The sequence below is a fragment of the Nocardia sp. CNS-044 genome (genome assembly GCF_059570515.1).
The window spans coordinates 36,421-58,785 of record NZ_JCANSX010000008.1; the positions used below are offsets into that span (position 1 = coordinate 36,421).

Here is a 22,365-nt window from a genome sequence, read left to right on the forward strand (position 1 = left end):
CGAGTCGACGGATCAGCGGCATGACGTCGGCGAGGTCAGGCGGTCGCCCGCGTATCGTCCTGCGCGAACTGGCTTTCCACCGGTTCCAGTCCGTAGTGACCGCGCAGCGTGGTGGCCGTGTACTCGGTACGGAACAGCCCGCGTTGCTGGAGGATCGGCACCACCCGGTCGACGAAGTCGGTGAGGCCGCCGGGCAGGTACGGGGGCATGATGTTGAAGCCGTCGGCGGCGCCGTTCTCGAACCAGGTCTGCAGCTCGTCGGCGATCTGCTCCGGGGTTCCGGCGAAGGTGCGGTGCCCGCGCCCGCCTCCGAGCTTGCCGATGAGCTGGCGCACCGTCAGTCGCTCGTGCTCGGCGAGTTCCTTGACGAGCGTGAATCGGCTCTTGCCGCCCTCGATCTCGCTCTCCTCGGGCAGCGGGGGCAGCGGCGCGTCCAGCGCGTGCGCGGTGAGGTCGACGCCGAGCAGCCCGGACAGCTGGCGCAGCGCGTAGTCGGGCGAGATCAGGTCGGTGAACTCCTGCTCGAGCGCGCGCGCTTCCTCGGCGGTGTCGGCGATGAACGGCACCAGGCCGGGCAGCACCTTCAGCTCGTCGGCCGAGCGCCCGTACTTGGGCAGCCGCGACTTCAGGTCGCGGTAGAACCGCTGCCCCTCCTCGAGCGTGCGCTGCGCGGTGAACACCGCCTCGGCGTGCTGCGCGGCGAAGTCCTTGCCGCTCTCCGAGGAACCGGCTTGCACCAGCAGCGGACGCCCCTGCGGACTGCGCGGCGAGTTGAGCGGGCCGCGGACGCGGAACCGCTCGCCCGCGTAGTCGATGGTGTGCACCCGGTCCGGATCGGCGAACACACCGGTCTGCTCGTCGAGCACGATCGCCCCCGATTCCCAGCTGTCCCACAGCTGGATGGCGACGTCGACGAACTCCCGCGCGCGTTCGTAGCGGCGCGCGTGCTCCGGGATGGCGTCGTAGCCGAAGTTGAACGCCTCCTGCTCGTTGCCGGAGGTGACAATGTTCCAGCCCGCGCGGCCGCCACTGAGGTGATCCAGCGAGGCGAAGATCCGGGCCAGGTTGAACGGCTCGTTGTAGGTGGTCGACGCGGTCGCGATCAGCCCGATCCGTTCGGTCGCCGTGGCGATCGCCGAGAGCAGCGTCACCGGCTCGAAGACGGCCAGCGTGTTGCGCTCGAGCTGCGGGCCGACCGCGAGCCCGTCGGCGAAGAAGACCGAATCGAGCTTGCCGCGCTCGGCGATTCGCCCGAGCTCCTGAAAGTGCGCGACGTCGAGCACGCGGCGCGCCTCGGTGCGCGGGTGTCGCCAGGCGGCCTCGTGGTGGCCGACGCCCATCAGAAAGGCATTGAGGTGGAGCGTTCTACGGGACATGAGTTCTGCGTTCTTTCAGAAGAGTCAGGAGTGGTTGCGCCAGCGGGAGAAACGGCGTTCGAGGGCGACGAGGATCCCGTTGAAGGCCAGGCCGACCAGCGAGATGGCGAGGATGCCCGCGTACATGTCGGGGATCTGGAAGTTCTGCTGCGCCGCGGTGATCAGATAGCCGAGTCCGGCTCGAGCCCCGACCATCTCGGCGGCGATGAGCACCAGGATCGAGGACGCCGCCGCCATCCGGACGCCGGTGAAGATCGACGGGACCGCGGCGGGCAGCACCACCTTCTGGAACAGCCGCAGCGGTCCGAAACCGAGGGAGACCGCCGATTTGATCAACAGCGGATCCACCGTGCGCACGCCGGTGATGGTGTTCAACAGGATCGGGAAGAAGCTCGCGTAGAGCACCAGCGCGACCTTCGAGGTCTCCCCGATGCCGAGGATCAGCACGAACACCGGAAGCAGCGCCAGCGCCGCGGTGTTGCGGAACAGCTCCAGGATCGGATTCAGGAAGTCGGCCACCGGCTTGTACCAGGCGATGCCGATGCCGACCGGGATGGCGACGAGCAGCGCGAGGGTGAAGCCGCTGAGCGAGCGGGTCAGGCTGGTGGACACGTGCTCCCACATCTCACCGCTGGCCACCAGCTCGGCGAACGCCTGCACCACCACCGAGAAGCGCGGCAGGAACACCTCGTCGACCAGCCCGAGCCGCGGCGCGGTCTCCCACAGTGCCAGGAACAGCGCGATCACCACCGTCGGCTTCAAGACCCGCCAGGCCAGCCCGAGGGCCGCGGCGAGCAGCCGGGACGCCTGCGCCTCGACCACCGGCACCGGAGCGGCAGCCTCGAGCTCGGCTGGGGCGGCGGTCTTTTCCAGCACCTGCACTGCGCTAGACATTGGCGTGTCTCCTGTCGTTGCCCGCGGAGCCGATCTCCGCGCGTTCGAGTCCCTGCGCGCGACTCACCTCGGTCTGCAACTGCTCCCAGATCGCGTGCCGGTATTCGCGGAAGCGCTCGCCGGAACGGATGTCCGCGCCGGATTCGCGGTCGATATCGATCTCGAGGATCGACTTCACCCGCCCCGGTCTCGAGGTCAGCACCGCGACTCGCTGCCCGAGGTAGACCGCCTCGTCGATGCCGTGCGTGATGAAGAGGATGGTCTTGCCGGTCGCCTTCCAGATGCGTAACAGCTCGTCCTGCAACGACTCTCGCGTCTGGGCGTCCAGCGCGGCGAACGGCTCGTCCATCAGCAGCACCTCCGGGTCGAAGGCCAGGCTGCGGGCGATGGCGACGCGCTGTTTCATGCCGCCGGAGAGCTCGTGCGGGTAGCGGTCGCCGAAGCCCGCCAAGCCGACCAGTTCCAGGTAGTGGTCGGCCAGCTCCCGGCGCTGCGCCTTGCGCAGCCCTTTGGCCTCGAGTCCGAACTCGATGTTCGTCCGCGCGGTACGCCAGGGCAGCAGCGCGTACTGCTGGAACACGATGCCGCGGTCCAGACCGGGTTTGGTGATCGGCTTGCCGTCCAGCAGGAGTCGGCCCTCGGTCGGCTTGCTCAGTCCGCCGAGCAGATCCAGCAGCGTCGACTTGCCCGAGCCGCTGGGACCGACCAGGACGAGGAACTCGCCCTCGTGCAGGTCGAGCGAGATGTCCGCGAGCGCGGTGAACTGCTCCTGCGAGCCGCGGACCGCGAACTGCTTGCGCACTCCCTCGAGGCGCAATTTCACTGCGGTGCCGCTCATTTCGCCACCACCTCTCCGGTCGGGCCGGTGGTCGGTCCGTAGGTCCCGTTGGCGTAGGGGTTGTCCTTGTTGGTGAACATGTCCTTCGCCGAGAGCTTGCCCTCGGGCAGGTCGCCGGTGCGGACCAGCCAGTCGATCCAGATCTGCAGTTCCTTCTCCGCGATCACCGCGCCGGGCACCGGAATGCCGGGGCTGCGCCAGTACTTCAGCAACTGGGTGTTCTCGTTGCGTCCGCGCTTGTCGATGATGGACTCGAAGCGGGCGAGCACCTCGTCGCGCGGCGTCACCTGCAGCCAGCGGGTGGCGCGGGCCGTGCCCTGGACGAAATCGCGCACCGCGGCCGGATGCTGCTGGAGGTAGTCGTTGCGGAAGACGTAAGTGCCGTAGTCGAACTCGCCGAAGATCGCCTTGTCGGTGAACAGCGGGCGGATACCGCCGCGCTCGACCGCGGTCTCCCGGAACACACCGCCCAGCGCGCCCACATCGATCTGCCGGTTGCGCAGCGCCTCCTCGGTGTTCACCGGCGGCACCACCACGAGCTCGACCTGTTCGATCTCCTGCTCGCTCAAACCCTCTCGGTGCAGCCACTCGCGGGTGACGAACTCGTGGTGCGCGCCCAGGGTGTTGATACCGACCTTCTTGCCGATCAGATCCCGAGCCGACGTGATGCCGGAATCCTCGCGCACGAAGTAGCCGGTGAACGAGAGCTCGTCGGCGCCATAGGAACTCAGGACGGAGGTGACCTGGGCGCCGCCGGACACCAGCTTCACGACGGCGCCGTTGAACGCGCTGCCGAACTCGATCTGCTTGGTGGCCGCGGCCTGGATGTTGGCGGGACCGCTGGTGGTGTCGCCCTCCCAGCGCAGCTCGATCTCCGAGAAGTAGCCGAGATCGGCGGCCAATTCGAACGTCGTGACCTGGCCGGTCTGCCCCTGGTAGCGGAGCACGGACTTGCCATCGGCGGTCGTGGCGGGTTCGGACGAGCCGCACCCGGCCAGAACCGCCACGGCGGTGGGGATGGCGAAGGCGGCGGCGAGTGCGCGGACCACCCGCGGTCGTCGATTCAGGGACAACATCTTTCGGTTCTTTCGCTGAATGCGCCCACCACCCGGAAAAGGGCATGCCGATACGGCAGGTGAGCGGGGGAAGGGCTACCTGATCGAGGGGCGTGGCGCGGCGTGGCGCCACCGCTCAGCGGCGACAGACTCCGTGCGGGACGCGCATGAAGTCCACCGTGCGGCGGCGGATCAACGGCAGACCTGCCTCACCCATGCGGACCTCCCGTGCGCGGCGACCAATAGAACGTGCAAGCACTATCGCCGGGCGGGCTCGCCGCGACAATGGTTCCGCGCAGGGCGCGTAATACTGTGGGCGCCCTTCTGGGCGTATCTCCGCCTGCGCTACGGGCATAGCGCGGGCTGTGGACGGCAGCGCGTCAGAGGTGATACCGCACGACGGGACTCCACAGCACGAAGCTGTCGATCCCCGCGGCCGCTGTCGCGTCGATCTGGGCCTGCACCTCGGCGTGGCCGTAGGTGACCCCGAGGCTGAAGTCCTGCAACCACGGCACCACCTTCGCGCCGGTGCCCTCGGTGACCCGCCGGAAATCTTGCAGTGAGCGCAGCACGATGTCGTAGGGCTGCGCGTTCGGGTTCGCGACGCCGTACTCGCCGGAGTTCCAATGCGAGGGGTAGACCATCGGCGCCACGTAGTCCAGGTGCGCGGCCATCATCGGGATGTCCTGGGCGATCTGATCGGGGCGGGTGACGGCGATGCCGAACACCGCCGCGCTCTGAAAAGCGCCCGCGTCGTGTACCGGGTCCCGGCTCTCGCGCAGGAACTCCGCGATCGAGACGATCGGGTCCACCGTCGCGCCGGGGAACGCCATGCTCGACAGGCTGCCGTCCGGGCGACGGATGTAGTCGTACATGATCTCGTCGAAGCCGAGCGCGGCCGCTTCGACGGCGAGATCGATGTTGTACTTGCGCACCTCGGGGTGCGCGAAGTTGGTGAACGCGATCGCGCCGTAGTGGCTGGAATACGGCCGGCCACCGGGATTCTGCACGACCCAGTCGGTGCGCCCCCCGTGCCAGGCCCATTCGGCCAGCGTCGGGTCGCGGAACGCCACGATGCGGCCGATCACCCGCAGACCCATGTCGTGCAGCTGGGTCAGCGCGGCGCGCGCGTCGTATATCGCGGTGGCAGCGCCGGATTCGCGCGCCAGTGGCACCTGGGAGTCGTAGCCGACGACGCCGTCCTCGTCCTTGATGTCGAGCTGGACGGTGTCGATGCGGCCGGAACGGGCCAGGTCGAGCACGCTCTCGCGCAGTCCGTCGTGCGACCACGCGTGCGCGGTGACGTGCACCGCCCTGATCCTGGGCAGCTCGATGGTCGCCGTGAGGGGCGTTCGGCTCGTGTTGCCCGCCGCGTCGACCGCGACGAGTTCGACGCCTTTCGGCGCGCGGGGCAGGGTGATCTCGAAGGCGCCGTCCTCGGCGACCTGCACCGAGACGGAACCGACCGAGACCGACTGCGCGCCGATCGCCTTGCCGCGCAGCGTGACCGGCTCGCGGTAGGAGCGCACCGGCTTGGTCGGGTCCAGCTGAATCGTGGGCGGCGTCGTGTCCACCGTGACGGAGGCGGTGGCGCGCGGACCGGAGCGCAAGAAGCCGAGCGGGCCGTCCGAAGGGATCTCGGCGGTGAATTCATATGTCCCGTCGGGCAGTACACCCGGGCGATAGACGACGTCGTCACCCTCGACCACACCCGCCACCGGCGAGCCGTCGAGCTCCAGGCGGACGGCATCCGGATCGTGGCCCGCCGCGTCGACGCGCAGCGCCAGCTCCGGCGCGGCGGCGGCGCCGACGACACCGGCGGGCAGTCCCGTCACCGCTAGCCGCTCTCCCTCGGGCCGAAAAGCCGTGATCAGGACCGCGACGGCGAGAATCGACCCGACGACGGCCACCGCGATCACCGCGAGCCGCCGAGCGCGGCTCTCCGGAACACGTTTGAGCAACGCGCACACCAACTTTCACCTCAGGTTCCCCTACTATCCACGGCGGCGCGCCCGATGTCGGGTATTTCGCCCATATGTCGTCGATTCGATGCGGGGCCCGCGTACGGTGAGCCGATGGCGAGCACTGGCGCCTTCGCGTATCGATGGGCATTGTCGGCACTGGTTTCCGCGCTGTTGCTCGGCTGCGGGACGACGGCGGAATCCGCTGCTCCCGAATCCGTTTCGACTTCGACGACATCCGAATCCGTGCCTGTGCGGGTGGATCCGGCCGCGGTCGGCGCGAACGAACTGGGGCTCGTCCCGGTGCTGATGTACCACCAGGTGACGCCGAACCCTGCGGGCGAATACGACCAGACGCCCGAGGAATTCCGCGCGGAACTCGAGCGGCTGTACCGCGAGGGCTACCGCCCGGTCACGGCGGCGGCCTATATCTCGGGCGCGATCGACATCCCCGCCGGCACCCACCCCGTGGTGCTGACCTTCGACGATTCGACCGTCAGCCAGCTCACGCTGACCGGCGACGGCCGCCCCGCGCCCGACAGCGCGGTGGCCGTTCTCGAGGAATTCGGCGCCCGACACCCGGATTTCCGGCCGACCGCGACCTTCTACGTGAACAACGAGCCCTTCGGCGACGACCCCCGCGCACTGGCCTGGCTCACCGAGCACGGATACGACCTCGGCGCGCACACCGCGTCCCACGCCAACCTCTCCGGGCTGGACGCGGCGGGGGTGCAACGCGAATTGGTGCAGAACCTGCGGGCCGTCGCCGCGGCCGCGCCGGGCGCCCGGGTGCGCACCATGGCGTTGCCGCTCGGCATTCTTCCCGCCGACCGGCGGCTCGCCGCCGCGGGCGAATGGGACGGCACGCCCTACGCTTTCGAGGCCGTCATGCTGGTCGGCGCGGAACCCGCGCCCTCGCCGCACGGCCAGATCGACCCGGGCGGTATCCCGCGGATCAGGTCCGGACGCGGTGCCGTTCCGTTCGATTCGGCGCACTGGCTCGACCGGCTCGCCCAGGACCCCGGCCTGCGCTACACCTCCGACGGCGACCCGAGCCGCGTCTCCTTCCCGCGGAGCCTCGCGGCGGAACTCGGTGCGGCGTGGGCGGATCGGGCGCAACCCTACTGAGCGTCGCGCCGGCTCAGCGGTGCGCCCGGTACTCGGCGAGCAGCCGTCGCACACCGTCGACCAATTCGTCGCGCCACGGAAAACCCAGGCGGGCGGCGACTTCCGCGCCGACATCGGCGAACAGGTCGACCGTGGCGTCCAGCGCGCGCCGGGCGTCGGCGGCGTCGAAGCGGCCGAAGGTCTCGTGGACCCGCCGCCAAAGATCGGCGGGCAGCCACTCGTCCATGTGGTGGCCGATGTACCAGGTGTAACGCTGGCGGTCGGGGTCGGTCGCCCCGTACCACTCCAGCATCTGGAGCAGGCACTCCTTCATGGTGTTGTCACGGAACTTCGCCACCCACAGCTCACCGCGGTTGAGGTAGATCGGCACCTGAGTGGCCTCGAAGAAGAATTCCTCGGTGACCGTGGTGAATTCGGCGAGATCCGGCACGATCGGCTTCGGGGTCTCGCCCGTGGGCGCGGGGAGTCTCGCGGCCAGACCGGTGCGGTCCCAGTGCACGCGGAAGCCGCGCTGGTACAGCTCGTCGAGCCCGTGCTCGATCATGTCGGTGAGGCGTTCCTCGCCCGCGACGGTGACATCGATCTTGCGCCCGCCCGTGAACACGACGAGCAGGGGAGCGGGCCACGGGCGGTCCTCGTCCTCGAAGGACACGCTGAGCAGGACGGCGCCGAAACGGTCCAGCCAGCTCTGGTCGGCGAAGAGGTCACGCCACTGCGGAGTGATGATCTCCAAGTCGAGATCGGAGTATCGATCGATCCGGTCGCCGCGGCCGCGTGATCCGGTCTGCACGAGCGCGGTGATCCGGTCGTCCTGTCGCGCCCAGGCGACGACGGCGGCGAGGAGTTCCTCGGCATCCTCCATGGGACGACCGTACCAAGGAGCGGAATTCCGGCGGGCCAGATGGGATTCGGGCTGAAGCCGGGACCCGAGTCCCAGCTGACCTGCTCGGCGATGGTGGGCGCGTTTCGGGGGCATCGCGACCCACCCTGCAACCTCGGGGCTACCGAGGTGGTTCCAGCGTAAGCCAATGGTTTGCTATGCCAGCTCGTTTCGGGTGAATGACGCCGTGTCGTTACCGAAAGCACGCAGACAGAGAGTGTTTCTGGTCCTAATTCGCCGGATGTCACAAGGTGTTGCGCGATGCCTGCGAAGCGGTCACGGTCGCGCCACGAACGGCGCGTCGGACGCCACGTCGGGCAAAGAGTTGGACCGATCGGCTATGACAAGGCACACTTCGCCGTGTATTACCGCGGATTCTGTGTATCCCTCAGTGGTCGAGTGATTCGTGACCCCGCCCCACGGGCGGGACGCAGGAAAGGTCGTGGTCGATGATCCGGGAACGCGTGGACAAGGTCGTGCTGTCGGCGATCGACAAGGGCGCTCGCTGGCAGACGCCGTTGGTCGAACGCTACGGCGACTGGCTACGCGCCGCGCATCCGGACGAAACGCCCGAGCAGGTACTCGAACGTGTGCAGCGGCACTACCTGACCGCCGTGACGGCGAGCGGCGTCACGGTCGGTATCTGCGCCGCGGTGCCCGGCATCGGCGTGATCACCGGCTTGGCCGCGATGGGCGTGGAGACCGTCTTCTTCGTCGAGGCGTCGGTGCTCTACGCGCTCACTGTCGCCGCGATCCACGGCGTCGAGCCCGAGGAGGTCGCCCGTGAGACCGCGCTGGTGTCCGGGATCGTGTTCGGACCCGGTGGCGTCCAGTTCGTCGGCAAGAACACCGCGAACTCGGCCAAGAACTGGGCGTCCGAACTCGCGAACCGCATTCCCGTCGTGTCGAGTCTCGGCGAGGGGCCGGTCAAGCAGATCGTCGTGCGGACCATCGCCAAACGCAGCGTGCTCGCCTTCGGCAGGGTGATCCCGGCGGGCATCGGCGCGATCATCGGCGCGACCGGCAACCGCGTGCTGGCCAAGACGGTGATCTCCAACGCGCGCAACGCATTCGGCCCCGCTCCGGCGAGCTGGACCGCGGTCGAGCTGGAGGAGGAGCAGCGCGAAGAACCGCTCCTCGACGCATGAGGAACCGAAGTGAAGCTCTGGCGCGAGGCGAGGAATGCTGGAAGGGCTACTGCTTCGTGGTCCCGTAGCGAGTCTCGCGCGGAGTGGCAGGCCGGGCGCTCGAGCCGAACATGACGCGCTGCCACCACGGCTCGAGTCGGCTGGGTTCGGGCCAGATGACGATGGCGGGATCGGGTTCGGACTGCTCGGTTGCGGCGTTGTCGACCATGCGTGCCTCCTCGGCAGTGGGCTGGGCGCCGACATCGTCGTGTCGCGGTACACCGCGGTGTGCGACATTGCACCGGACCGACGGGCGAACCCAAAGACTTCCTGCCCCCAAACGAGATGACGCGAACAGGACGCCGACCCACTTCGTATTCCAGGTATCGACAATTTTAGCTGATGTCAGCGTTGCCGGGCCGAAACTTTTCGGACACGGTCCCCGTACTCAGCCCGGTTTGCGAACGCTGAGATAGGTGCGGCGCCCGATTCCGGCCGGTAGGTGGCGTGATATCGGTCCGCGGTGGGAGTGTGGGTTGATGGCGACGGAGGAGAATTTCCGGTGCGCGGGTGGTCCGCCGAGGCGGGTGATCAGATCCTCGGCGGCGCTCGTGGCGGCGCTGGCGCTGTTGCTCGGCGGGCTCGTCGGGTGCGGCGAGCAGCGTGGCGTCGTCGCGGCCGCGCCCGGTGAGGTCGTCTCGGTGACGCAGGTGCTCGGCGCGACGACGGAGCAGACCGCCGCGTACCTGAACCAGTGGGCGATTCAGACCCCGGTCCGCAACGGCGTCGACGCCTACCGGGTCGTCTACCGCACCTCGGGGCCCGACGGCGACGGCACCACCGCCAGCGGCCTCGTCGTCCTGCCCCGCGGCGAGGCGCGCAAGCTTCCGGTCGTCAGCTACGCGCACGGCACGATCGTGCGCAAGGACGAGGCGCCGTCGGCCGACGCCGAGACCGATCGGGCGCGGACCGTCCTGTTCGCGGCCGCGGGCTACGCAGCGGTCGCCCCGGACTACCTAGGTCTCGGCGAGGGCCCGGGTCCGCACCCGTACGCGCACGCGCCCACCGAGGCGAGCGCCTCGGCGGATCTGCTGCGGGCCGCCCGCGCGGTGGCCGAGCGAGAGGGCCGCGAACTCGACGGCACGCTGCTGGTCACCGGGTTCTCCCAGGGCGGCCAGGCCGCGATGGCCCTGGCCCAGCGGGTGGCCGCCGAGCCGGAATCGGGGTTCACCCTGGCGGGTGTCGCGGCGGTGAGCGGTCCCTACGCTCTCCGAGAGGTGCAGAAGCCCGCCGCGTTCGACGGCCGGATCACCCCGCGCGCCGCGGTGCTCTACATCGCCTACTGGCTCACCGCGATGAACCGGATCTACCACCTCTACGACGATCCGAGCGAGGCGTTTCAGCCGCCCTACGCCGATCGCGTCGAGCAACTCTTCGACGGTCGGCACGACATCCTCTCCGTCTCCACCGGACTACCCGCCACCCCGCGCGAACTGCTGACGCCTCGGTTCCAGGAACTCGCGCTCGACCCGACCGGCGCGGCGCTGCGCGCCATGACCGACAGCGACGGGGTCTGCGACTGGACGCCGCCTGCGCCGGTGCGGCTCTACGTCTCCTCGGCCGACCGCGCCGTGCCCGCCGCCAATGCCGAGCTGTGCCGGGCGGACCTGGGCGACCGGGCGAGCGTCGTCGATCTCGGACCCGTCGACCACTCGGCGACCGTGCGCTTGGCGCTGCCGCGAACACTCGACTGGTTCGGCGAGCTGGCCCCCGCTCCGTGACAGCTTGCGCGATCGACGAAACATCTTGTCGGGCAATGCCGCTGGTGAAACTCGTGCAGGTGGCGCGGGCGGCGATCATCGGTATATTGACCGTCAGGTCGGGGCTTCGATAGGAGAGATTCACTGATGCGTCAAAGATTGACGTTCGGCCTCGGCGTCGCGTCCGTCGTCATGGCAGCGGCCGGGGTACTCGCGCCGCAAGCGGTCGCGCAGGAGCTCGCGCCCGGCGTTTCGTGCGAGGGATACAGCTGTCGCAACGACACCGACGACACCTACCGGGTGGAGTCCGTTGTGACGTGCTCGGATGGGGTCGGCCAGGTCCCGGTCGTGACGTACGCGCGGCCACGGGCCACGACCGACCTGGTGTTCGTTTGCCCGACCAAGACCATTCCGGGCCAGTTGCAGCAACAGCCGCCGGTCTTGAACCCGAATGGTCCGGGGTACGTCAACCCGCCGCCCACGATGGGCCCGCCGGAGATGAAGATCACTCATCCGGTGCTCGTCGAGCACCGCGGTGCCGTGGTCGACAACAACCCGCCGCAGGGGCCTTCGGGCTCGGCGAACTGATCGTCGCGGAAGGCGGGGTGCTCGCCACCCCGCCTTCTCGCGTTGGGGTCAGGGAAGATTCGTTCGCGCGATCGGCATCGGCTGCTCGGGACCGCGCGCCTGCTGAACCGTGGCCGCCAAGGCATCGGTCGCCGGAAGGGGCGCGCGCCGGTATCGGCCGCGATGACTGGCGACGACGCCCGCCGCGATGGCGATCAGCACCGCCATCGCGGCGGCGAGCCAGTTCTTGCGCGACAGCCTCCGGGCCCGTCGGCGCGATACGGCCTCGTCGAGTGCTCGCATCAACCGGTCTTCCAGACCGGCGGGCGGGGGCAGGGCATCGAGAATGCTCAACGCGGCCAACGTTTCTCGCGTCGCGCCGACCATCGCGTCGAACTCCGCGGCGCGTGTCCGATCGGCGGCCGCGCGTCGCCGCTCGATGAGTTCGCGCTCGATCTCGGTGACGGCGTGCATCGCGTAGGGGTAGGCCAGCTCGAGCAGGTCCGCGTCGGGCTGTTCTGGGGGGATCATCGGGTATCACTTCCTGTCGGGCATGCTCCGCCGTCGTCGCGCGCCGAGCCGGCCACGGTCTGATTCGATAGAAAGGACTTCGGTCAGCTCCCGCGCGCGGATTGGTCGATGAGGCGGTTTCTCGCGGCCAATGTGTGAAATTTGCGCGTTTCACCTCGGGGATCGGTGCGTCGCTGGTGAAATGGGTTGGCGATATTCGGGACTCGGCCCGCGCCGGAGCGGCAGGAGGTGCTCAGGTGAATCGATCCGACCGTTCCGCCAGGGGTCGGGTGCCGATCCTGCTGATCTCGGCGGTGATCGCGTTGGTCACCGTGATCGCGCCCGTCGTCGCTCGTGCGGAGGCGGACGCGGGTTGTCCAGCGGTCGCGGGGGTCTTCCTGCCGGGGACCTGGGAGACGAATCCGTGGGCGGACGAATCCGCGCCGGTGGGCATGCTCGCGCCGCTCGCCACCGCGCTGGCGACGGGTCTCGGCGACGCGTTCGCCTTCCGCTTCCCGGCCTACGAAGCCGCGGCCTTCGACCGCATGCCCTACGGCGACAGCAAGGCGACCGGCGTCGAAGCGGCGACGCGCGCCATCGACGAGTTCGGCCGCGACTGTCCGGCAACGAAATTCGTCCTCGCCGGATACAGCCAGGGCGCCGACGCGATGGGTGACGTGGCCGCGGCGATCGGCTGCACCGGCGCACCGGTCGCCGCGGACCGTGTGCTCGCGGTCGGCTTGCTCGCCGATCCGCGCCAGGGCACCGGCGGCGCGACCCTGGTCGGCCCGCCCGTGCCGGGGGAGGGCATCGCCGGGCCGCGTCCGAGCGGGTTCTGCGCGGTCTCGTCGGTGACAGCCCAGATCTGCGCGACCAAGGACAGGTACTGCTCGACCGACGCGGCCACCCACCCGCTGCTCGCCTCTCTCGGGAGGCTGCTCGCCCAGCCGACCGACGCCGACCAGACCACCGTGGACGACTCGAACACCGCCGCGCTGAACAGCCTGCTTGCCTCCGACTTCGGCGACGTGCGCCTGGCGGAGCTGCCCGCCGCGATCGACCGGCTCGGTGGATACGGTGCGGCGGGGGCGCGCGCCACCGCGCGGCTGGCGGCCGCGGCGGGTGGGTTGGTCGCGACGCTGCGCCCGCTGCGTGAACTGGCGGGCTGGTTGGACGAACATCCCACGGCGCGAGACGAACTCGCCGATGGCTCGGCGTCGGAGCGGCTGGCGGCGGCCGTGCTGGACGGGGTGGCCCGATCCGATATCGGTGCCGCGCTGGCCGTGCTCGACGCACTCGCGGAGCCCGACCGCGAGCCCGCCGCTGTGACCGGCCACGCCGTTGCCGTCGTCGCCGACGCGACCGCGCCGCTGCTCGAGCTGGTGCGCACCGAACCCGAGCAGGCGTTGCGCGAGGCGTGGCGGGTGCTCGCCGAGCTGTGGCCCTCGGTGCTGATCGGGCGGATCGCGTCGGTGGCCGCCGACGCCGTCCATTTCGCGGCGCGGCTGCCCGCCGTCGGCGCGGCGCTGGGCCGCCTGGCCGATATGCTCGCGAACGGTGTCGACTTCGCGGCCGTCGTGCGCGAACTGTACGACATTGTCGCGCAACTCAATTCGGCGTTCGCGCCGCTGCTGCGGACGGTGGGCGAGGACCTGCGCGAGGTGTCGCGGCTGCTCGGCCTGATCCCGGACGACAGCGGCGCCGTTCACCTCGCGGCGCAGTTGGTGCGCGCGGTCGCGGAGATCGACGCGCCCGCGCTGGTCGGTCAGGCGACCCTGTTGCAGGACGATCTGTGGGACGTCGTCCAAGCGTCGCGCTCCGGTGCGCCGCCGCTCGACCTCGCGGCACGGGTGCACGCCGTGCTCCCGACACTGTTCGGCTTCGTGACCCTGGCCGCGGACGACCTCACCGGCGCGGCGGGCGCGGAACTGCACCGGCTCACCCGCGACGTGCTCGGCACGGTCGGCGGCCAGGGACCGGACGCCGTGCTGCGCCTGATCTCGGAAGCGTTGAGCGCCACCGCATTCGTCACCTCGGGCGCGCACCGGAGCTACGGCCACTACGTCATCGACGCCGACGGCCGAACCGCCGTCGACTGGCTGGCGCAGTGGTTCCTCGACCGCGCCGGGGACGCGTGAGGACGGACGACTTCACGCGTCGCTCATAGGAGGGCGCCAGGCCCGTCGACGGTGTTCGGCAGGTCTGGTTTCGGGGTTGGGCGTGGGGGTAGGCGGCACCCATCGGTGTTTTGCCACTTCACGACCATCGAGGAGAGAGATGTTCATCCACAACAAAGATCTCCAGTTCGAGGTGCGGGTGGACCGGCCGGACCCGCGGTTCGCGACCCTGTTGCAGGAACAGTTCGGCGGGGCGAACGGCGAGCTGAAGGCGGCGATGCAGTACTTCAGCCAGGCGTTCGTGCTGCGCAAGAAGCACCCCAAGATGTACGACCTGTTCATGGACATCGCGACCGAGGAATTCAGTCACCTCGAGATCGTCGGCTCGATGATCACCATGCTGCTGGACGGGCTCAACGACGATCTGAAGCAGGCCAACGAACGCTGCGACTGGATGCCGGTGATCGCCACCTCCGACGGGCGCGAGCAGGCTGTGCATCAGGTCGCGGCCGATCCGCTGTTCTTCTCGCTGTCCGGCGGCGGTCCCGACGTCAGCAATTCCGCGGGTGTGCCGTGGTCGGGGTCCTATGTGAACTCCAACGGCGAACCATCGGTCGATTTGCGCAGCAATCTCGCGGCGGAATCGCGAGCCAAGATCGTCTACGAGTACCTCAAGCAGTTCACCGACGACCCGGGTGTCCAGGACACGCTGTCGTTCCTGATGAGCCGCGAGGTCGCGCATTTCCAGCAGTTCACCGCGGCGCTGAACGAGCTCCCGGTCAACTTCCCTCCCGGCGCACTACCCGGGGACGACCGCTTCCAGAACGTGGCCTTCAACATGTCCAACGGTTCGGCGAGCGCCCGCGGCCCGTGGAACGAGGGACAGGGACCGTGGCCGGAGGGCATGGAGTGGCGCTATATCGAGAACCCGGCCTCCGAGTGGCTCGGCACCAGCGAGCGGGAGAACCACGGCGCGGAGACGAATCCGGAAGGAAGCCCCGCGGTGGAAGGCAGCAAGCCGTTCACGCACGAGCAGCACACTCCGGCCTGAGATCCAGGCACACCGTGGCCGTCCGTACGCGGGCGGCCACGGTCAGGCGGCGGAAACTCCCGGCTGCCAATCGAAGTCGACCTCGGTCGGGTAGCCGTGCCTGGCGCGGTCGAAGTGGGAGCGGGTGACCCGGGTGTCCTTGGTGAGCGCGTCGACGATCTGCCAGCCGACGGCGTAGGGCTCGCGGTGCAGTTCCGACCGGGTGGTCGCGGACAGCCGCACCCGCGTCATGTCGCCGGCACAGGAGAGGGTGCAGTCGAGCGTCGAGTCGTCGGTGGCGGAGTCGACGAGCTTGCGCGCTACCTCCTCGACGATCAGCCCTAGCTCGGCCGCGCCGTCGGCGTCGGCGTAAGCGACCACCGCGGTGGATTCCACGGTCGTGCGCAGCATTGTCAATCCGATGGGCCGGGCAGGTACCCGCACGCTGACCGTCTCGATGGTCGGTCGGAGTGCTTGGGTCGATGTCATCGTGTTCACCGCCTTGCGGTACTGGGATGTGATTGTCATCGCCTTTGGAGTACCCACGAGAGCGCTCCTGCCACATCGAGGCCCGGTTTATTGTCCGCGCGGCGGGGCAGTCGGTGGATGTCGACCGCCCCGATCGAAGGAGTCGCGATGACCGATCTCGCAGCGGATGCCGTGCGCGGTGTTTTCTCCGGAGTGGCGAAGTTGCGCCATGCTCGGGTATTCCATCCGAACGGACTGCGCCTGTCCGGGCGACTGCATGCCGAACCCGAGTACGAGTTCTTGTTCGGGGAGGGGGAGCGGGCGGTGCTCGCGAGGTTGTCCAAGGGCATCGGCACCCCGGCCGGGCTGCCGGACGTGCTCGGCCTCGCGTTGCGGGTACTCGATCGCGACGACCACCCGTGGGACTTCGCGCTGGCGACCACCGGCACCGGTTCGCTGAGCCGCTTCGTGATCACCCCGGCGCGCAGCTGGCGCACGGCCAGGTACGGCTGCCTGATGCCCTACCGGCTCGGCGACTCCGCGGCGACCTGGATCTTCGCCGAACCCGACGACGACCAGCCGGAGACCCCGTCGCTCGACGCTCTGGCCGACCACCTGCGCGGGGAGCCCGCCACCTTCGTCCTCTCGGCGAGCGAGATGGGCAAGCCGGAGCGCAGGCTCGCCGAGGTCACGCTGCATCCGGCCGACCCCGGCGACTACCGCACCGACTTCTTCGACCCGATGACCAACCATCCCGACGAGGTCCGGATCCTGCCCGAGGTGATCGGGCGGGTGCGTGAACTCGCGTACGTCGGCAGCCGCAGCGGTCGCGGCGAACAGCCATGAAAGCGGTCCGCCGGGTCGGTCGCCCGACCCGGTTGGCCGCGGTGCTGGCGCTGATCGCGCTGGCCGCGGCGTGCGGCGGCGATTCTTCCGAAGAGGATCCCGCCGCATCCAGTCCACCGCCCGGCCCGCCGCCGATTCCCGCCGTCACCATCACGATCCAGGATCTGGCCTACCCGCGGACGCCGCCGATCACCCCCAACGCGGACATCACGGTGGTGAACAACGATCTGGTGGAACACAGCATCACCAGCAAGCGGCCCGGACTGTTCGACCACGACATCGATCCGGGGCGGTCCGTCACCTTTCCCGCGCCCACCGAGATCGGCTCGCATCCGTTCTATTGCCGGTACCACGGACTGATGGACGGGTGGCTGAGCGTGCGGCAGTAGCCGGACCCGGCTCACGCGCCGATCGCACCGGCCAGATGCGGCCAGGACTCGTGCAGATGCTTCTCGAACAGCCCCCAGGTGTGCGACCCGGTCGGCCGTTCGACGTGCACCGCGGAAATCCCGAGCTCGTCGAGCCGACCCGCGAACGCCGCGGTGCACGCGTTCGCGATGGCCTCGACGGGCGGGAAGGGCAATCCTCGGTCGATCGCTCCCGGTACGCCGGAGCCCGCGGACAGGTAGACGGCCTTGCCGGCCAACGCGCCCGCGCGGGCGAAGGCGTCGTGCGCGCGCCAACCCGCGCCGCCCGGCGGGCCCCACATGTTGGCCGGGTTGGCCCCGCCGCGCACCACCTGCGCCGTCACGAAGGCGATGCCGAGCGAATCGGACGTCCAGGGGCATCCGCTGTAGGCGGCGACCGCGCTGTACAGGCCGGGCGCCTGGATGGCGAGGTCGACCGCGGAGGCCGCGCTCATGGAGACACCGGCGATCGCGTTGCGGCCGGTGGCGCCGAGCTGTTCGTCTACGACCGCGGGGAGTTCCTCGGTGAGGTAGGTCTGCCAGCGGTGGCGGCCGATCGACGGGTCGTCGGCCTGCCAATCGGTGTACATGCTGAACGCGCCGCCGACCGGCATCACCACGTTGACGTGCTTGTCGGCGAAGAAGCGCACCACGTCGGTGTCGTCCCACCAGGAGATGCCGTCCTGTCCGCCGCCGATGCCGGTCAGCAGGTACAACGTCGGCGCGGGACCGCCGCCCGCGGCGCGGATCACGCGGTTGGTCACCACGGCGTCCATGGACGGCGAATACACGTCCATCCGCACCGCCGCCTCGCCGAGCGGCGCCTCGCCGACCACGTGCGCCGCGGGCGCCGCGGAAACCGGCCGGACCGACGCGAACGACAGGCCGACGCCCACCGCGACAACACCTACAAGCGCGAAGAGATTCTTACGAGCCATCACCCTGAAGGGCTACCCGGCAAGATCGCTTCTACCGCAAGGAGTTTCGTCGACACCAACATTGGGGTCTTGCGCTCCCGTAGCCGGATCGAGACGCTCGGCGAGCGCTAGTCCTCGTCCTTTCGATCGGGTTCGTCCCGCGGCGGCAGGATGGGTTCGCTGTCGGCGGGCTGTCCCTCTTCGATACGGCGCCCGCGCGCGAGCTCGGCGTCGAACTCCGCCCCGAGCAAGATCGCGACGTTCGACAGCCACAACCACACCAGGAAGACGATCGCCCCGGCCAACGAGCCGTACACCTTGTTGTAAGAGCCGAAATTGGTCGCGTAGAAGGCGAATCCGGCCGACGCCACGATCCACAGCACCACCGCGAGCAGGCTGCCCGGCGTGAGCCAGCGGAAGCCGAGCTGACGAGCATTGGGCGCGGCCCAGTACAGCAGGGCGAACACCAGACTGGCCAGCACCACGAGCACCGGCCATTTCACGATGCTCCACACCGTCACCCCGGCCGACCCGAGCCCGAGCCACTGGCCGACGGTGTCGGCGATGCGGCCGCTCACCAGGACGCCGATCGCGCACAGTGCGACGAGCAGCACGGTCACGGCCGTGAGTCCGAGGCGCAGCGGCAATGTCTTCCAGAGCGGCCGCCCCTCCTCGGTGTCGTAGACCGCGTTGGCGGCGCGCACGAACGCGCCGAGATATCCGGACGCCGTCCAGAGCGCCGTCGCCACACCGATGATCGCCAGCGGCCCGGCCAGTGAACGCGACCGCTGTAGCTCCTCGACGGCCTGCACCACGACCGTGTTGCCACCACCCGGTCCGATGTCGTCGATGGTGTCGATCAGCGAACGGGTGGCATCGGGTCCGGCCAGGCTCAGCAGCGAGGAGAGCACGATGACGCCAGGAAACAGCGATATCACGCTGTAGTAGGTCAGCGCGGCGGCCCAGTCCGTCAGATTGTCCGACCGGAACTCCGTAACGGTACGACGCAACACGCCCCACCACGATCGCCACGGCAGCGCCAGTGGCCCGCCGATATGGGCGCGCGCTCGCACCCGCCGCGCCGTCGTCGCTTCCGCCATCACACCAACCTCCGTCCTTCTGGCGCGTACCCGGCGAGCAGTAGGTGAAACGGGCCGCCATCCCCCGCGGACGCCTTGCGCGGCAACAAGCTTCGCTCCCGCTGGTTCTCGGTCAGGCGGGCGGCGGTCTGGAAGGCGGCGCGCGAGGTCTTTTCGACGAATTCTCGTGGCCTCGGCCGAGCGTGCGCACGGTGTGCTGCGCGGCGCGTTGCGGGGGCTGTACTTTCGACGGGGTGAGCGCGTGGTTGGGCCGGACGTTTCGCCGGGTGGAGCAGATGGATCGGGCGGTTACCGGTGCGGTGGCACGGATTCCGACGACGGCGGTCGATCGCGGCATGGTGCGGTTGACCCGGGCGGCGGACCATGGCGTGCTGTGGACGGTCCTCGCGGCGGTGCTGGCCACCCGCCAGGGTGCGACGCGCCGGGCGGCGCTGCGCGGCGTCGTCTCGGTGGCCGGGGCCAGCCTGACCGTCAACCTGATACTCAAATCGCTGATCGCGCGCCGCAGACCGGCCGCGCAACTGCTGCCGCCGCATCGGCGCCTGGTCCGGGTGCCGACCTCCTCGTCGTTCCCCTCCGGGCACAGCGCGAGCGCCATCGCGTTCGCCACGGCGGTGGCGCTGGAGAGTCCGCGCACCGCGGTGGTGGTGGCGCCGCTGGCCGCCACGGTCGCGTACTCCCGGGTGCACACCGGAGTGCACTGGACCTCCGACGTGGTCGTCGGCGCGGCCGTCGGGGCCGGTGTCGCGATGGCCTCGCGCCGCTGGTGGCCGGTCCGTGAATCGGACGAGGCCGCGGCGCGCGCGGTGCGTGAGGTGCCGATGCTTGTCGAGGGCAAAGGCCTTGTCCTGCTGGTGAATCCGGTGTCCGGCGCTCCAGGCTACGACCCGACCGACGACATCGCCGCCGCGCTGCCCGCGGCCACCGTGCTGCGCACCGAGCCCGGCCGCGATTGCGTCGAGCAGCTGGAGGAGGCGCTGGCGGCGCGCACCGAGCGGGCGTTCGCGGTGGGCGCGGCGGGCGGTGACGGGACGATCGGCGCGGCGGCGGCCGTGGCGTTGCGCCACGAACTGCCGCTGGTCGTCGTTCCCACCGGAACCCTGAACCATTTCGCGCGCGATCTCGGGGTCTACGACCTGCGCGAGGTGGTCGACGCCACCGGCGCGGGCGAGGCGGTCGCGGTCGACATCGCGAGCGTGGAACTCGACACCGAGGACGGCGCGCGCACCCACTATCTGATCAACACCGCCAGCTTGGGCGCGTACCCGGATCTCGTTCGGCTGCGCGACAAATGGCAGCCGAGGTGGGGCAAATGGCCCGCCTTCGCGGCCGCCCTCGTGGTCGTCCTGCGGGACGCGCAGCCGGTCCGGATCCGCCTGAACGAGACCTGGCACGACGTGTGGTTCCTGTTCATCGGCAACGGCGCCTATCACCCGCACGGCGCGGTGCCCGCCTTCCGCGCCCGGCTCGACGACGGCATGCTCGACGTCCGCTGGCTGCGCGCCGACCTACGGTTCTCCCGCACCCGCGCGGTGCTGGCCCTGCTGCTGGCCGCCATCGGCCGCAGCAAGGTCTACAACGAACTGCAAGTGCCCGAGCTGATCGTGCAGGTGCGCGAACCGGAAGCGGTGGCGGCCGACGGCGAAGTACTCGGCGAAGCGCGCCGACTCCGCTTCTCGGTGGCGGGCCAGGTCGCCGCCTACCGCCGCGACGAAGACAACCCCCGCTGGGCCGCCCGCCCCCGCCCCCACCACCGCCGCCCCTTCCGCCGCTGGATGTGATGCGCAGCCTGGAGCAAGCGCCGACCATCGACCCCGACCGGGAGCCCGAGATCACCGCCCCCGATTGGGAACTCGGCTCGATCATCCCCGCGTCCGACCGTGCGGGTTACGACGTGCACGACGTCCTGCGGAGTATTCGACGACGGGGAGTTCCACGAGATTCGTTCCCCCGCCGCGTCCAACGCGATCACCGGCTTCAGCACAGAACCCAGCACCCGCGAATACCCTTCCGAGTGCCGAAACGAGGATCCACAACTACCACTGAGAAGGAAGAAGCCCCGGAGCGCAATGGCTCCGGGGCGTTCCATACCCGAGTGACTCAGCCGACGTTGCCGAAGTTGGTCTGTACCCACTCGGCGCCGCAGAGCTTGTGGGCCCAGCCCACCGTCGCGTAATCCCGGAGCCCGGGGTTGTAGTCCTGGACCTCCCAGACCCAGACGTAGCGGATCTCGTAGCCCATGTTGTCGTAGTAGCGCCGGTAGTTGTACTCGTGGTGGAAGGTGTAGGCGCCGTAGTACACCCGGCCGCTGGCGTACTGTTTGTGCACTTGGACACCTTCCCGGAAGCAGGTGGGAGGTGCATCCCAGTTCCCGCCTTCGGACCGATCTCCCGCCGACGCCGTTGCTGGCGAGAGCAGAGTCATCATCGCGGCGAGGGGGACCGCAGCCACGGCAAAAGCCTTCAATCGCATTCGGAATCCACGTTTTCCACTGGCAGCAGTCATCGCTCCACCCTTCTCGTTCGTCAGAATCACCGATCGAAGACCGCTCACCCCGAACGAGAAGCCCTCTGCCACGATCTTATTCGGATCAGCTATTGCCTCGCACCCGAATTCGGTTTGGCCAGCGCGGGTGCGCCGCGACGACTCCGTACCGGGGGTCCGGCTTTCCACGCCGACGCCGCGTCGCCGCCTGACGGCCGACCATCAGGTCACTGAGTTGGGGGTAGCGGTGCAACCAGGACTGACCGGGTTGTGATTCCCGGACCTGTTCCTGTTCGGCCTGGGCGCCCGTGCTGTCCCTGATCTGGACCTGGTACGTCGCGCAGTAGTGTCGTCTGACAAAGCCGTAAGAACCCGCGTCTCTGGCACGGGGTACTCCAGGCACGTCGAGAACTCTTCGCGTTCGGCGTTCTTCCCCGATTTCTCGTCGGTGAAGATTCCGCTGGCATCCGGCTGCCGGCCAGCGCGTGCATCTGGCGAGCGTTCGGAAAACGACCGGTTTCCGAACATGGTTACCAACATGGGCGGGGATGCGTCGCGCTTCGAGATAGATCCGGGCTATCGGGGGTTGGGGCGGTAAGGCCTGTGCCAGCGCACACGACACTCGCTTTCTGCGATGCTCAGTAGTGGGCCGGTTCAGTGGGGCTCGTTTCCTGCGGAGGTGGACCGCAACCATTCGAGCACTCTTTGCATTCTTTCGACATCGACTTCATACGACGCCGGATGCCGCTCAGCTAGCACCCGGTAGATCGCCATGGCCTCCTCGGCCGCGGCGAGGCCTTCTTCGCGGCGACCCAACGCCCTCAACGGGATCGAGATGTTGTTCAAGCTGGTCGCGAGGTTGGGCAGGTAGGCGTCGGGGTGGCGTTCGGCCAGCACCCG

Annotated in this window: 22 protein-coding genes; 9 read left to right on the forward strand and 13 right to left on the reverse strand. The window is 69.2% G+C overall.

The window, feature by feature from the left end:
* Nucleotides 1-35: 35 nt before the first annotated feature.
* The 5 genes from T333_RS19400 to T333_RS19420 all read right to left on the reverse strand — a co-directional run bounded on the left by T333_RS19400 (nt 36) and on the right by T333_RS19420 (nt 6,124).
* The gene (locus tag T333_RS19400; RefSeq protein ID WP_496425351.1) at nt 36-1,376 is read right to left on the reverse strand and encodes an LLM class flavin-dependent oxidoreductase; all 1,341 of its coding nucleotides are present in this window, start codon (nt 1,374-1,376) and stop codon (nt 36-38) included.
* 24 nt (nt 1,377-1,400) lie between these two features.
* On the reverse strand, nt 1,401-2,270 hold the full coding sequence (locus tag T333_RS19405; protein ID WP_357255483.1) for an ABC transporter permease: 870 nt from the start codon (nt 2,268-2,270) through the stop codon (nt 1,401-1,403).
* A complete protein-coding gene (locus T333_RS19410; RefSeq protein WP_355003129.1) occupies nt 2,263-3,108 on the reverse strand; it encodes an ABC transporter ATP-binding protein in 846 nt (281 codons plus the stop codon). The genes T333_RS19405 and T333_RS19410 overlap by 8 nt, the downstream gene beginning before the upstream one ends.
* Nucleotides 3,105-4,184, reverse strand: coding sequence for an ABC transporter substrate-binding protein (locus T333_RS19415; protein ID WP_496425352.1), 1,080 nt, complete (start codon nt 4,182-4,184; stop codon nt 3,105-3,107). Before T333_RS19415 ends, T333_RS19410 begins: the two co-directional genes overlap by 4 nt.
* A gap of 359 nt (nt 4,185-4,543) precedes the next feature.
* Nucleotides 4,544-6,124, reverse strand: a complete 1,581-nt coding sequence (locus T333_RS19420) for a putative glycoside hydrolase (protein ID WP_496425353.1) — start codon at nt 6,122-6,124, stop codon at nt 4,544-4,546.
* 114 nt (nt 6,125-6,238) lie between these two features.
* On the opposite strand from T333_RS19420, the gene T333_RS19425 reads away from it, so the two are divergent.
* Nucleotides 6,239-7,252: a polysaccharide deacetylase family protein gene (locus T333_RS19425; RefSeq protein ID WP_496425354.1), complete on the forward strand. Its 1,014-nt coding sequence runs from the start codon at nt 6,239-6,241 to the stop codon at nt 7,250-7,252.
* Nucleotides 7,253-7,265: 13 nt separating this feature from the next.
* Here the strand turns inward: T333_RS19425 and T333_RS19430 are convergent, their stop codons facing one another.
* Nucleotides 7,266-8,114: an aminoglycoside 6-adenylyltransferase gene (locus tag T333_RS19430; protein ID WP_355003133.1), complete on the reverse strand. Its 849-nt coding sequence runs from the start codon at nt 8,112-8,114 to the stop codon at nt 7,266-7,268.
* 467 nt (nt 8,115-8,581) lie between these two features.
* On the opposite strand from T333_RS19430, the gene T333_RS19435 reads away from it, so the two are divergent.
* Complete coding sequence (locus T333_RS19435; RefSeq protein ID WP_355003134.1) at nt 8,582-9,280, forward strand: hypothetical protein; 699 nt, start codon at nt 8,582-8,584, stop codon at nt 9,278-9,280.
* 46 nt (nt 9,281-9,326) lie between these two features.
* Here the strand turns inward: T333_RS19435 and T333_RS19440 are convergent, their stop codons facing one another.
* The gene (locus T333_RS19440; protein ID WP_179831081.1) at nt 9,327-9,488 is read right to left on the reverse strand and encodes a hypothetical protein; all 162 of its coding nucleotides are present in this window, start codon (nt 9,486-9,488) and stop codon (nt 9,327-9,329) included.
* A gap of 310 nt (nt 9,489-9,798) precedes the next feature.
* Between T333_RS19440 and T333_RS19445 the strand changes: the two genes are divergently transcribed.
* Nucleotides 9,799-11,040, forward strand: a complete 1,242-nt coding sequence (locus tag T333_RS19445; protein WP_496425355.1) for an alpha/beta hydrolase family protein — start codon at nt 9,799-9,801, stop codon at nt 11,038-11,040.
* Nucleotides 11,041-11,166: 126 nt separating this feature from the next.
* Nucleotides 11,167-11,607, forward strand: a complete 441-nt coding sequence (locus tag T333_RS19450) for a hypothetical protein (RefSeq protein ID WP_496425356.1) — start codon at nt 11,167-11,169, stop codon at nt 11,605-11,607.
* 48 nt (nt 11,608-11,655) lie between these two features.
* Here T333_RS19450 and T333_RS19455 read toward each other — a convergent pair whose 3' ends face one another.
* A complete protein-coding gene (locus T333_RS19455; RefSeq protein WP_355003137.1) occupies nt 11,656-12,117 on the reverse strand; it encodes an RskA family anti-sigma factor in 462 nt (153 codons plus the stop codon).
* Nucleotides 12,118-12,353: 236 nt separating this feature from the next.
* Between T333_RS19455 and T333_RS19460 the strand changes: the two genes are divergently transcribed.
* The gene (locus T333_RS19460) at nt 12,354-14,234 is read left to right on the forward strand and encodes a cutinase family protein (protein ID WP_496425357.1); all 1,881 of its coding nucleotides are present in this window, start codon (nt 12,354-12,356) and stop codon (nt 14,232-14,234) included.
* Nucleotides 14,235-14,373: 139 nt separating this feature from the next.
* On the forward strand, nt 14,374-15,264 hold the full coding sequence (locus T333_RS19465) for a manganese catalase family protein (protein ID WP_355003139.1): 891 nt from the start codon (nt 14,374-14,376) through the stop codon (nt 15,262-15,264).
* A gap of 42 nt (nt 15,265-15,306) precedes the next feature.
* On the opposite strand, the gene T333_RS19470 is transcribed toward T333_RS19465, so the two are convergent.
* A complete protein-coding gene (locus tag T333_RS19470) occupies nt 15,307-15,771 on the reverse strand; it encodes a hypothetical protein (RefSeq protein WP_357255463.1) in 465 nt (154 codons plus the stop codon).
* Between the two features lie 108 nt (nt 15,772-15,879).
* Here T333_RS19470 and T333_RS19475 point away from each other — a divergent pair, with 108 nt between their 5' ends.
* Both T333_RS19475 and T333_RS19480 read left to right on the forward strand, forming a co-directional pair.
* Nucleotides 15,880-16,557, forward strand: coding sequence for a phosphodiesterase (locus T333_RS19475; protein ID WP_357255461.1), 678 nt, complete (start codon nt 15,880-15,882; stop codon nt 16,555-16,557).
* Entirely contained in the window at nt 16,554-16,946 is a 393-nt protein-coding gene (locus T333_RS19480) for a cupredoxin domain-containing protein (RefSeq protein ID WP_496425358.1), read from the forward strand. The genes T333_RS19475 and T333_RS19480 overlap by 4 nt, the downstream gene beginning before the upstream one ends.
* An 11-nt stretch (nt 16,947-16,957) precedes the next feature.
* Here T333_RS19480 and T333_RS19485 read toward each other — a convergent pair whose 3' ends face one another.
* The gene (locus tag T333_RS19485) at nt 16,958-17,860 is read right to left on the reverse strand and encodes an alpha/beta hydrolase (RefSeq protein WP_496425359.1); all 903 of its coding nucleotides are present in this window, start codon (nt 17,858-17,860) and stop codon (nt 16,958-16,960) included.
* Nucleotides 17,861-18,009: 149 nt separating this feature from the next.
* Complete coding sequence (locus T333_RS19490; protein WP_496425360.1) at nt 18,010-18,981, reverse strand: YihY/virulence factor BrkB family protein; 972 nt, start codon at nt 18,979-18,981, stop codon at nt 18,010-18,012.
* Between the two features lie 233 nt (nt 18,982-19,214).
* Between T333_RS19490 and T333_RS19495 the strand changes: the two genes are divergently transcribed.
* Nucleotides 19,215-20,762, forward strand: coding sequence for a bifunctional phosphatase PAP2/diacylglycerol kinase family protein (locus tag T333_RS19495; RefSeq protein ID WP_496425361.1), 1,548 nt, complete (start codon nt 19,215-19,217; stop codon nt 20,760-20,762).
* Between the two features lie 319 nt (nt 20,763-21,081).
* Here the strand turns inward: T333_RS19495 and T333_RS19500 are convergent, their stop codons facing one another.
* Both T333_RS19500 and T333_RS19505 read right to left on the reverse strand, forming a co-directional pair.
* Complete coding sequence (locus T333_RS19500; RefSeq protein WP_357255451.1) at nt 21,082-21,309, reverse strand: hypothetical protein; 228 nt, start codon at nt 21,307-21,309, stop codon at nt 21,082-21,084.
* Nucleotides 21,310-22,119: 810 nt separating this feature from the next.
* A partial coding sequence (locus tag T333_RS19505; RefSeq protein ID WP_496425362.1) for a hypothetical protein occupies nt 22,120-22,365 on the reverse strand: 246 nt, incomplete at its 5' end.